Origin of the sequence: Paenibacillus nitricinens (genome assembly GCF_052056485.1) — a bacterium.
Lineage (GTDB): Bacteria > Bacillota > Bacilli > Paenibacillales > Paenibacillaceae > Paenibacillus_AQ > Paenibacillus_AQ nitricinens.
Map to the genome: position 1 here is coordinate 6738098 of NZ_CP183948.1, position 11520 is coordinate 6749617.

The 11520-nt window shown below is 46.2% G+C and carries 11 protein-coding genes; 1 reads left to right on the forward strand and 10 read right to left on the reverse strand.

Translation table 11 applies throughout. The annotated features are described in order from the left end of the window. Positions 1-108 precede the first annotated feature (108 nt). Complete coding sequence (gene rlmH / locus ACN6KS_RS29980) at positions 109-588, reverse strand: 23S rRNA (pseudouridine(1915)-N(3))-methyltransferase RlmH (protein WP_094869753.1); 480 nt, start codon at positions 586-588, stop codon at positions 109-111. Between the two features lie 143 nt (positions 589-731). Next, on the reverse strand, positions 732-1082 hold the full coding sequence (locus ACN6KS_RS29985) for an ArsR/SmtB family transcription factor (protein ID WP_094869752.1): 351 nt from the start codon (positions 1080-1082) through the stop codon (positions 732-734). Between the two features lie 141 nt (positions 1083-1223). On the opposite strand from ACN6KS_RS29985, the gene ACN6KS_RS29990 reads away from it, so the two are divergent. Then, on the forward strand, positions 1224-2636 hold the full coding sequence (locus ACN6KS_RS29990) for an MFS transporter (protein WP_094876561.1): 1413 nt from the start codon (positions 1224-1226) through the stop codon (positions 2634-2636). A gap of 93 nt (positions 2637-2729) precedes the next feature. On the opposite strand, the gene ACN6KS_RS29995 is transcribed toward ACN6KS_RS29990, so the two are convergent. The 8 genes from ACN6KS_RS29995 to ACN6KS_RS30030 all read right to left on the reverse strand — a co-directional run bounded on the left by ACN6KS_RS29995 (position 2730) and on the right by ACN6KS_RS30030 (position 11467). Then, entirely contained in the window at positions 2730-2897 is a 168-nt protein-coding gene (locus ACN6KS_RS29995) for a CxxH/CxxC protein (RefSeq protein ID WP_076301545.1), read from the reverse strand. A 231-nt stretch (positions 2898-3128) separates the two neighbouring features. Further along, positions 3129-4886: a thiol reductant ABC exporter subunit CydC gene (gene cydC / locus ACN6KS_RS30000; RefSeq protein ID WP_341136022.1), complete on the reverse strand. Its 1758-nt coding sequence runs from the start codon at positions 4884-4886 to the stop codon at positions 3129-3131. Further along, on the reverse strand, positions 4883-6649 hold the full coding sequence (gene cydD / locus ACN6KS_RS30005) for a thiol reductant ABC exporter subunit CydD (RefSeq protein ID WP_440961069.1): 1767 nt from the start codon (positions 6647-6649) through the stop codon (positions 4883-4885). Before cydD ends, cydC begins: the two co-directional genes overlap by 4 nt. Continuing rightward, on the reverse strand, positions 6649-7665 hold the full coding sequence (cydB, locus tag ACN6KS_RS30010) for a cytochrome d ubiquinol oxidase subunit II (protein ID WP_341136024.1): 1017 nt from the start codon (positions 7663-7665) through the stop codon (positions 6649-6651). The genes cydD and cydB overlap by 1 nt, the downstream gene beginning before the upstream one ends. Then, positions 7662-9056, reverse strand: coding sequence for a cytochrome ubiquinol oxidase subunit I (locus ACN6KS_RS30015; RefSeq protein ID WP_076285054.1), 1395 nt, complete (start codon positions 9054-9056; stop codon positions 7662-7664). Before ACN6KS_RS30015 ends, cydB begins: the two co-directional genes overlap by 4 nt. A 223-nt stretch (positions 9057-9279) precedes the next feature. Then, positions 9280-9510, reverse strand: coding sequence for a cold-shock protein (locus ACN6KS_RS30020; RefSeq protein ID WP_042131698.1), 231 nt, complete (start codon positions 9508-9510; stop codon positions 9280-9282). Between the two features lie 92 nt (positions 9511-9602). Then, positions 9603-9803 (reverse strand): cold-shock protein, encoded by a 201-nt coding sequence (locus ACN6KS_RS30025; protein WP_019914582.1) that lies wholly within the window; start codon positions 9801-9803, stop codon positions 9603-9605. Positions 9804-10222: 419 nt separating this feature from the next. Next, positions 10223-11467 (reverse strand): S1C family serine protease, encoded by a 1245-nt coding sequence (locus tag ACN6KS_RS30030; protein WP_094869747.1) that lies wholly within the window; start codon positions 11465-11467, stop codon positions 10223-10225. Between the last annotated feature and the right edge of the window lie 53 nt (positions 11468-11520).

Sequence of the window (11520 nt, forward strand, 5' to 3'; positions counted from 1 at the left end):
CAAGGGACTGAACCGGTCTTTCCCTTTATCTGTACCTCCAAGAAACACGCAGCAGCCCGTTTAATTCGGCTTTTCCGCCAGTCGTGGGTAGCTCACCCCCTTTTCGCCTCATTTATGATACGGTTCCCCCCGATTTATCTTCACCGCGCGATAAATCTGCTCCACCAGCACCAGGCGCATGAGCTGATGAGGCAGCGTCATGCGCCCGAAGCTCATGCGCTGCTGCGCGCGGCGCATGACCTCGTCGGAGAGCCCATGGCTCCCTCCGATGACGAACACGACATGGCTCGTCCCATAGGTGCCGAGCCGGTCAATTTCTGCGGCAAGCTCTTCCGAGCTCCACAGCTTGCCGTCGATCGCGAGCGCAATGACATGCGCCTCGCTCTTAATGTGCGCGAGGATGCGTTCCCCCTCGCGCGCCTTAACAATACCGACCTCTGCTTCGCTTAGAGAGTCGGGCGCTTTTTCATCTGCCACCTCAATCACCTGAAATTTCAGGTACGGCGTCAGTCGTTTAGCATACTCTGCGATGCCACTAATCAAGTACTTTTCCTTCAATTTTCCTACGCCAATAAGTTGAATAAGCATAAATACCTCCTATTATAGTCCTCTATAGAAATAGCAAAAGGACGCGCTCTAGGCGTCCCTTATAGTTTTAGTAAGTACCTTCTCTCGCCCAATCCTTATATATCTTGTGTTTCATGTATTCCCTGTCCTCATAGGTCAATCCGTTACTTCCCTTCCTCCCGCTCCTCCATCGCAAAATCCGGTTTTTCTCCAGCTTCATAAGCACTTAATATAGAATCCAGCAAACCTGGGAACCTTGCGTTAAGATCCTCCGTCCGCAGCGACAGTATGCGCTGTGTTCCTTGCACCCGCGTAAAAACTACCCCTGACTCACGCAAAGTACGGGCATGGTGAGACATGGTGGACTTTGCAATCGGAACGTTGAAGCCGTTGCAAGCCTGCTCTCCATTTAAGTGAATATCCGAGACGATATGAAGGCGAATCGGATCGCTGAGCGCATACAATATGGAAGCAAGCTGAATGTCCTTGCGGTCCGGATGAAATAGTATTTTCATGGATGATTATCCCCTTTGTCCTACAATTCATACGAAAAAAATATTGTTGTTCCTAATTGCATTTTATATCAACGCATGCTATATTTCAATTGTTCGTAAGTAATCGAACTATTAAACAATAATAAAAGGAGTGCTTCACACATGACTTCTGTAAATAACCTTTCCGCAAACGCGGATCATGAAGCCTCCGCTCCGGAAGCGACTCTTCCACGGGAAGGCTTGCTGACTCTGCTGTTCAGCATCGCTGTAGTTCTCGTCATCATGAATACGGCCATGTTCAATCTGGCACTGCCTGATGTAACTGAAGCCTTTGGGATTACGGCTGCATCCGCTTCTTGGATTGTTACCGGGTATTCCATTATGTTCTCAATTGCCTCCATCACGTACAGTCGTCTCTCTGACTTTCTGCCGATCCGCCGCCTGTTAGTAATCGGGCTGTTGACGCTAGGTTTTGCGGCTGTTGCTGGATTTTTCAGCACCAACTTTGTCTTTCTGCTAATCGTACGCATTCTACAAGCGTCGGGCGCGGGCGCAGTCATGTCCTTATCGCTTGTCCTGTTTACCCGCTATATTCCACAAGCCCGTCGGGGAAAAGCGATGGCGACGATTATGTCAGCCGTTTCACTCGGTCTAGGGCTTGGGCCGGTAGCGGGCGGAGCCATCGTCGAATATCTCGGCTGGATCTGGTTGTTCGCTGTTACAGCAGCTATTTTGCTTCTCGTGCCGCTGTTCCTTATCCTGCTACCCAAAGAGGTACCCACACGTGGCTCCTTCGATGTCCTTGGTGGGCTTCTCTTGGGCGTCGGCACCACTGGGCTGCTGCTGTTCCTAACCAGTGGGCTGTGGGTGGCCTTGGTCGCCGGAATTGTAGCCATTGCTTTATTTGTTGGCCGCATCCGCAGCACGCCAGACCCTTTTGTGCTGCCTGCGCTTTTCCGCAACCGCTCCTATCTCGTCCTGGCGCTGGTCGGAATCGCCTCCTATCTGTGCAGCTTCGCCACCCTGTTCCTGCTGCCACAGATTCTGACTCATCGCTTTGGCTTCAGCGCAAGCCATGCTGGACTTGTGATCTTTCCGGGCTCGCTGCTGGCCATTTTCGTTTCCCGTTCCGTCGGAAGAATCATCGACCGTTATGGTAATGCAGGGATTTTACGCTTTGCTCCACTGCTAGTGCTGACCGCTACTGTACTGTTCGCTTTTTTTGCCGGGCGATCCTGGGTTGCCGTCATGCTTATCTATATGATTATGAGTCTTGCCTTCACGACGTTGTCCAGTAGTGTCTCCAATGAAATCTCTCGGATTCTGCCATCTTCGCAGATCGGCTCCGGGATGGGACTGTTCCAATTGCTGCAATTCTTTAGCGGTGCCTTCAGCGTAGCTATGGCCGCAAGCGCACTAGAATGGCAGCGCGGGCTGCCGCTCTGGACGGCCTACTCCAACATATACTGGGGACTCTCGATTGCCGCACTGCTTGCCATCATCTCAGCCATTCTCTACCGCAAGAGCAACCGCGGGGGTTCACCAGCCAACATGGCAGACGCAGCAGATGCCTAAGATTAATCCTTTAATTCCATACAGTATTAAACGCAAAAACACCTTACAGCCCATTTGGGACTGCAAGGTGTTTTTTATAAGTCTTAACGGTCTTTAGACCACCAAATATTCCGCATTCTTCTCACATTCCACACATTTGGCCGGCGGGTCCCAGTCCGAGAACTCGGTCTCCTTCAAGTCCACAATATCTGGTGCATCCTCATACTCGTCCACAAATTTGTCGATGGCTAATTCTACATGTTCTTTACATACTACATACATTCAACCAAGCATCCCTTTCTGTGCCGCTAAGGCCTAATACTCCTTCTATTGTTCTACCATACTTCCCACGAAAAAGGAACTCCTATCTGCCGATTCCAGCGATCTGTTCATCCATTGTCTATATTCTTGCCCTCCTACAAAAAAAGATTCCTCTCACCCCAATGGGCAAAAGGAATCTCTACACGCATACCTCTCTATTTTCTATATCATATTATCTCCAAACTCTCCATCCTACCCTATAAACTCCACCGGACGATCCAGCTCATACAATCTGCGGTAACGTGGTTCTTTTTTCATCAGTTCCGCATGGGTTCCACGCATTTCTACCGAGCCGTTTTCCATAAAAATCACTTCATCCATCTGCTCCGCACCGACCAAATGATGTGTTACCCAGATCAGTGACTTACCTTCCATAACTTCAAACATCGTCTTCAAAAGATCACGCTCCGTCCGCGGGTCCAGCCCTACAGTCGGTTCGTCGAGAATGACGACAGGTGTATTTTGCAGCAAAATACGAGCTAACGCTATCCGCTGGCGCTCCCCACCCGAGAAACGTTGCCCCGCTTCACGGACAAAGGTATCATATCCATCTGGCAACGAGGAGATCAACGTATCCATTTTCGCTAATGCTCCAGCTTCCTTGATCGCTTGTTCGGAAGCCTTCGGATCACCCATACGAATATTGTTCGCTACCGTAGTATCGAATAAGTGGGGGCTCTGATTTAACACCGCTATAATAGAAGGAATATGCTCACCATAAGCCGCAGCAGCGAGACCATTAATCGTAACCGAGCCTGCTGAGGGTTCAATAACACCTTGAATCGCCTTCAATAACGTGGATTTACCTGCACCACTGCGGCCAATAATCGCAATCTTTTTGCCTTGTGGAATGTCTAAGCTGAGATCGCGAACCGACCAATTATCTGCTGATCCATAATGGTAACCTACCTTTTCGAGCCTGATGTGAGCACTCTTCATGACCTGAGGTAGAGCATCGACTACAGATACAGATGCTTTTTCAGACACGATGTTCTGCCCATGTCCATCTACACCAGACAACCGCTCCAAGGAGTTACGGTACTGTGGGATCTTCTCCACCGCTTCGGACACTGGCAGAAAGGCATCTGCAACAGGAAAAACAACCAATACGAACGCCGCAATCAATGTACCTGCAATTGCACCATCCGCGAATTCTCCAGCGGCCCAATACAGCATAGAAAGCACGCCAATCCCAATTACCGCTTGCCCAATGAACGTACGAATACGTGCCCAGCTGCGCAGCGCTGCATCGGTTTGAGCCACTTTTCTCTCATCTGCTTCATAAGTATCTACGAACTGGCTTTGCCGTCCACTAATGACCCAGTCACCCATACCAAGTACGGCGTCAGTCAGCTTTTGATAGAGACGATTACGCTCTACTTTCACTTCACGTTGGCGCTTCTGTGTGAACAATAGAGATAAGAACGGCAACACCACAACTAACACCAATATATACAGAGCCATCAATAGCGCAAAGGCGATATCAAAAGTACCCAGTGCAATCACAGCTGCTCCATAAATCAGCAAAGCAATGATGCTTGGAAACACGGTGCGCAGATATACATTTTGCAAATATTCAATGTCATCGGCAAGCATCCCGAGAATATCCCCAGTGCGGAAGCGTGACGACAGGAACAAAGCCTGTGGCTCCAAAATATTGTACAGACGCACACGCATCTTAGATAGAATTCGCAAAATCGTGTCATGCCCAACTAAACGTTCTACATAATGAATGACAGCCCGACTCGTTCCGAACGTACGCACACCTACAATTGGTACATAGATCATTAGAATATTTTCGACGGGTGTAGACGCTTTTGAGATCAGAAATCCTGAAGTATACATTAATGATGAGGCTGTAAAAATCGTCAACGCCCCAAGCACGATAATAAGCACAAAACGCCAAAAATACGACGATACATACGGAGCAAACCATCCTTCACGTTTCAATGGATTCCCTCCAATTGCGACCCGATCAACTCATAATACGCACCCTTGCGGGCAAGCAACTCCTGATGGGTACCGATTTCTGCCACTTTTCCTTGTTTCATTACTACAATCATGTCCATATCAAGCATCCAGTGCAGGCGATGTGTAGCCAGAAAGACCAGCTTTCCTTCAAAAAGAGGCACCATCGTTTCCTTCAGCTCATATTCGGTTTCAATATCCAGATGTGCCGTTGGCTCGTCTAATAACATAATCGGACGACTGCTGAGTAAGGCCCTGGCTAAGGCTACACGCTGCTCCTGCCCACCACTGAACGAACGACCCCCGCCGCCGATCATCTCATCCAGACCATTCGGAAGGGTTGCCACCAGCTCCGATAATCCGGTAGCTTTCACAGCTGCAGCCACAGCTTCCATAGAAGCTTCAGGGTAATAGAAGCGAATATTATCAGCCAATGTACCGCTAAAAATATAAGGGCGCTGCGGGATATACGAGGTCTGCTTTCGCCAAGCCTCATCCATTAATGCGCTAACCGTTGTACCGTTAACGGTGATATTTCCCGAAGTAGGGTGTAAGAACCCACCCAATATATCGACTAGCGTAGATTTACCGGCTCCACTCTCTCCGATAATCCCAATTTTGCTGGCGCCTTTAAATTTCAGATTCACCGCTTCCAGCGAAGAAAGACCAGCTTCCTCGTATTTTACACTGACATCATTTAATGTAAGTATGCTATTTTTATGCCAAGTGAATATCTCTTCTGATGTTTTCGATGCTGATTTCAATGCTTGGTCACCATTAGAACCTACTACTTCAGCTTTCACTTCATCCTGATCTATAATACTCTTCATTGCTTCAGCGGCTTCCTTCCCATCCAAAGTAGCATGGAAATCTGAACCTACCAGTCTGACAGGCAGGAAATATTCCGGCGCCAAGATCAGAATGGTTAAGCCCGTAACAAGGGTCATCTGATCGTTCACCAGCCGCAACCCAAGACTTACCGCTACGGAAGCAACCGATAACATTGTAAAGAAGTCCAGAGCAAACGAGGACAAAAAGGCTACTCGCAGGGTTCGCATCGTCGCCGAGCGATATCGATCGCTGACCGTAGCAATACTCTTGCTATGACTACGACTGCGGCCCAGAAATTTCAGCGTCTCTAGCCCACGGAGGGAATCCACAAAATGATTAGACAATGTGCGATAAGATTTCAGCTGACGGTCCATCTGCTTGCGAGCGGTCATCCCGATCAAAATCATAAAAACAATAATAATTGGCATGGTAATTGTAAGAATAATCCCACTCGCAGTATCCATCTTGTAGATATAAATAAGCACCAAAATCGGTGTAATTGACATCCCTACCATTCTAGGGATAATCGCTTCCAGATATGTGCGGAACTTTGTTACGCCTTCCAGCACAAGTGTAACAAGATCCCCGGTTCCACGCCCGCCCACCATTCTGGGTCCGAGCTGGAAGAGCTTATCCATCATTTCCCTCCGCATATTGCTGCCCGTTGCTTCCGCAAAGCGGTAAGAGATACGGCTCATCAGCATGGCGCAAGCATGGCGCACTAGAAATGCAAGAAGGAACAATAGCGAAGTAGCCCATTGTTCCTTCAGAGGTTCTCCCGCAAATAGCGCAGAGATAACTTCTGCCAGCCATTTGGCCAGCAGAAGTATGGACAAGCTTTGCACCAGGGTAAGGAGACCAACGATCAGAAAGACCGGCTTAACTCCTTTATACCCAAGCAAATTTTTATCCATCAGTATTCAAGATGCTCCTTCTCGTGAACGCGTTTATGAAAGACAAAGTAACTCCAAATCTGATATCCCAATACGAATGGAAGGATGGTCAGTGCCACAATCGTCATTACCTTTAAAGAGTAATGACCGGAAGCCGCATTGGTGATTGTCAAATTAAAGGCTTGATCTATTGAACTAATCATAACACGTGGGAACAATCCTACAAAGATAGAAGTCACGGACAATGCTATTACCGCTCCTGTCATGCCAAAAGCATAGCCATCCTTCTTCTTTGTCATGAAATAACCCGATAATATGAATGCGATAATTCCTAGCGCTACTATAATCATAAGAACTAAACCACGTTGTTCGAAAATATCAGTCATATAATAAGTCATTACCACGAAAGCAAACAATAAAGCTCCAAGTGGCAAAAGCAATCTTTGCGCCATTTTTCGAGCACGAGCCTGTAGATCACCTACTGTACGCAGGGTAGTGAACATTAGTCCATGTACCAAGCAAAGAAGAACAACAGTCACACCAGCCACTACGGTATACACATTTACGATATCAGTAAAACCTGCGTACATTTGCATATCCCCATCAATCGGCAAACCTTTGATGAAGCTGGCGAACACCACAGCAAGGAGGAACGGTGGGAGGAAGCTGCCGAAAAAGATGCACACATCCCAAGTTTTTTTCCAAGCTACAGAATCCCGTTTGCCTCTGAATTCAAAAGCAACACCACGTGCAATCAAAGCTAATAAAGCAAAGACAAAGGGAATATAAAATCCACTAAACAATGTTGCATACCACTCAGGGAAAGCCGCAAACATTGCACCCGCAGCAGTAATTAGCCATACCTCATTTCCATCCCAGAAGGGTCCGATCGAGTTAATCAAAATCCGGCGCTCTGTATCATTTTTAGCCAGAATTTGTGTTTCCATCCCTACGCCGAAATCGAAACCCTCCAGGAAGAAGAACCCTATAAACAGAACTGCAATGAGCACAAACCACAATTCATTAAGAGAAATCATTGGGCGCCCTCCTCGTTATATGGATCATGCGAATCCCCGTGATCGTTATCCATCGCATAAGGACCTTTTTTAATCACTTTCATAAACAAACCAATCAGAACTAATCCGAGAATGGCGTAAATCGCTGTAAAAGAAATAACAGAGAATAGAACCTGACCACTCGTAATATTAGGTGACACACTGTCTTCCGTTGTCATCAGTCCGAATACCGTCCATGGCTGACGCCCGAATTCGGTCATGACCCACCCCGCTGTATTTGCGATTGGAGGAAGCAATAGTCCCCATAACATAAACCGCATAAACCAAGTGTTAGGACGGTCCATCTTTTTGCGCCACATTAAATACATTGCGTACATACCCAGTACAATCATTAACGTTCCTGCTAGAACCATGATCCGGAAACTCCAGAATGTCGTACGTACAGGTGGAATATAGTCACCGGGGCCATAGGTTTGCTCATACTCAGCCTGCAGCTCAAGCATACCTTTAACTTCACCGGAAAATTTACTGTATGAAAGGAAGCTCAGCATGTACGGAATTTGAAATTCACCCGTACTTTCTTGCTTCTCAGGATCAATATTTGCCCATACGGTCCAAGGTGCCGGGTCACCACTCTTACCCCACAGTCCTTCGGAAGCCGCCATCTTCATAGGTTGAGTTTCAACCAAATACTGTGCTTGCGCATGACCTGCCACTGCTACACCAATCGAAGAAATGATCCCTACGATCGCTGCAATTTGAAAAGATTTCTTAAAAAAAGATACATCTTGTTTCTTCAATATCTTGTACGCACTAATCCCCGTTACGAGGAAGGCGCCTGTTGCATACGCAGCAAGAACCGTGTGCGGGAATTCAACCAGCAATTGTCCGTTCGTAATCAGCGCGAAGAAATCATTCATTTCTGCACGTCCATTATTAATCGCAAAACCCACAGGATGCTGCATAAAAGAGTTCGCTGCTAGGATCCAGAAAGCAGATAACATCGTTCCGAATGCTACCAGCCAGATGGACAACAGGTGCACTCTCTTGGACACTTTGTCCCAGCCGAATATCCAGATTCCAATAAAAGTAGACTCCAGAAAAAAGGCTGCCAATGCTTCAACTGCAAGCGGAGCCCCGAAGACATCACCCACAAAACGTGAATAATCAGACCAGTTCATCCCGAACTGAAATTCCTGCAAAATCCCTGTAACTACCCCTACTGCAAAGTTGATGAGAAACAGCTTTCCCCAGAACTGCGCCATTCTTTTGTACTCTTCATTGCCTTTTCTAACGTACATGGTCTCCATAATCGCAATCAAGAGCGCTAGTCCGATTGATACCGGTACAAAGAAATAGTGGAATATTGTCGTCGACGCAAATTGAATACGCGACAGCATTACTGTATCCATATTTTTCCCTTCCTTCTCCCCTTTTCGTTAATTATATTGTGTCAAAAATTCAGACGTCGTTTTGTGATATATGTCACACAAAGGAGTGCTTTTAACGGTGAAATTCAAATGATTTGTGACAAAAATCACAATTTGCCTTAAAAAAAGCAAAAAAAATAAGACGGTTTGACCGTCTTGAAGTTGTTCACTGCTCTATAACAAGCTTGACTCATAAAGGCATTGGTTAGGTAATGGAAATACCCTTCTTCAGCGATTTGAGATCGCCATTCGAATTAAGCAATTGTGGTAGCATCTTCGTGCTGCGAACCATTGGAGAGTCACATAGACGGCAAGAAGGCGCATGTTCAAATGCGAAATTATCCCTCATCCATCCGTTGCATCCATCATTGGTACACGCCCAAATCGCGGTATTTTCTTCCGGTATTTCTTCCAAAGGTTTCTTCCGGTAGTTCATTGCCGTTCCTCCCATCCTGTAAGTCAATAGTGACTAACTAGATATAAAAAGACCGTCCCAACTTTCACAAGCTGGGACGGTTTCTTCTATTATTACAGTTTTACAACGTTTTCGGCTTGTGGTCCACGGTTGCCTTGAACAACGTTGAATTCAACGCGTTGGCCTTCGTCCAAAGTTTTGAAGCCGTCGCCAGTGATTGCGCTGAAGTGAACGAATACGTCGCTTCCGCCTTCAACTTCGATAAAACCGAATCCTTTTTCTGCGTTGAACCATTTAACTGTACCTGTTTGCATGTGTGTTACCTCCACAAATTTAAATTAATATGTTCTTTTTATCTTCAAACAAAGAAAAAATTCACACATTGAAAAAGGTTGTATTACCGAATATAACAGCCCTTTTCAATGCGAAAATTAGGGACTAAATGTATGATTGATATCATATTACCACACCTGATTAGCAAAGGCAAGCTGGCATCCGTATATATCCGTTTCTACCCTAATAAGTATTACCTTCCAATGTAAGGGTTGCCAGTCAGCCCAAAATTCATTAAATCAGCTTATAACTGCCATATTTATCAAAAATTTAGAAGAAACAGATCCCCGATAGCGATACAGAGTATCGCTATTTCAGGAAGCTCTACCTTCTCAACTGAAGGGGTAGTCCGCTCTACTTGTCATTACTGCTATATCATTATATGCCGACTTCCAGCATATTATTCCTCTGGTTTTTCAAGAAGTTTAACTGTGGCTTGATTGACTTTCCCATTTCGGTAATAGGTAATCTTCAGATCCTCACCAATCTTCGTCTGATTATATAAATACTTGCGAAGGGAAAGCGTAGATGTAATAGGTTGATCATTAAATTTCGTAATCACATCATTGAACTGTATTCCCGCTTCCTGTGCAGGTCCAACAGCATCCAGAACGACAACCCCATCCTTAACATTGTTCGGTAGGTTCAGTTCCTTGCGTTGGTCCTCTGCGAGAGGAACGTAAGGATTGTTTAAATCTACCGAATATACGCCTAAGTAGGAACGAGCAATCCGCCCTTTCTCAGCCAGTTCATTAGCGGTGTCTATCACATGGTTAGCTGGAATAGCAAAACCCAGCCCTTCTACACCTGTATCGGAGATTTTCATCGTGTTAATACCGATCACCTTACCATCCAAATCCACAAGCGCCCCGCCGCTATTGCCTTCATTGATTGCCGCATCGGTCTGAATGACCTCTTGCTCCCAATCATATACGCCGTCCTGATTCAAGGATACGGGAACCTTCCGTTCAGTGTAGCTAACAATACCTGAAGTCAATGTGTCACCAAGTCCTAACGGATTTCCGATGGCAATGACCGTTTCACCTAGACGAAGCTTCGAGGAATCTCCGAGCTCTGCGATTGTATTGATACCCTTGGCGTCAATTGAAAGCACCGCAATGTCACTCACTTTATCCGTTCCAACGAGTGTAGCTTTACGTGTCTCGCCATCTACTGTTACGACTTCAAGATTGCTAGAGTCTTCGATGACATGGTTATTAGTAATGATAAATGCCTTATTATCTACCTTTTTATAAATCACTCCAGAGCCTAATGCTGACTCATCCAGAATGTTCAATTCTTTATTGTCTTCTTTATGATTGATAATACTTACTACTGCAGGACGAACTCTAGCAGCGGCTTGAATGATACGGTCAAACGGATCACTGCTTGGGGCAACCTCCCCAGTTGTTACTACCGACTTCGGGGCAGTTTCGTGACTCATTTGTCCAGTAAGCATACTGAATAAAAACACTGCCACCACAGCACTGATTAAGGAGCAGACGGCGGATATTTGCCAAGTAGCTAAGCCCTTGCGCGATCTTCGCACAGAATGCTTGCGGTTAGCAAATGATCCCTTTGATGCTTCATCCCCTCTGGACCGTGATACTTTAGTTGAATAGAAATCGTCATCAAACAATCCCACCGAAAATCTCCCCCTTCTATTGCCAACCGTTCACAGTATTTAAAACCTGAACC

Coding starts and splice junctions, on each gene's coding strand:
- rlmH (WP_094869753.1), bottom strand. CDS start 588: ATGCTTATTCAACTTATTGGCGTAGGAAAATTGAAGGAAAAGTACTTG.
- ACN6KS_RS29985 (WP_094869752.1), bottom strand. CDS start 1,082: ATGAAAATACTATTTCATCCGGACCGCAAGGACATTCAGCTTGCTTCC.
- ACN6KS_RS29990 (WP_094876561.1), top strand. CDS start 1,224: ATGACTTCTGTAAATAACCTTTCCGCAAACGCGGATCATGAAGCCTCC.
- ACN6KS_RS29995 (WP_076301545.1), bottom strand. CDS start 2,897: ATGTATGTAGTATGTAAAGAACATGTAGAATTAGCCATCGACAAATTT.
- cydD (WP_440961069.1), bottom strand. CDS start 6,649: ATGGATAAAAATTTGCTTGGGTATAAAGGAGTTAAGCCGGTCTTTCTG.
- cydB (WP_341136024.1), bottom strand. CDS start 7,665: ATGATTTCTCTTAATGAATTGTGGTTTGTGCTCATTGCAGTTCTGTTT.
- ACN6KS_RS30015 (WP_076285054.1), bottom strand. CDS start 9,056: ATGGATACAGTAATGCTGTCGCGTATTCAATTTGCGTCGACGACAATA.
- ACN6KS_RS30020 (WP_042131698.1), bottom strand. CDS start 9,510: ATGAACTACCGGAAGAAACCTTTGGAAGAAATACCGGAAGAAAATACC.
- ACN6KS_RS30025 (WP_019914582.1), bottom strand. CDS start 9,803: ATGCAAACAGGTACAGTTAAATGGTTCAACGCAGAAAAAGGATTCGGT.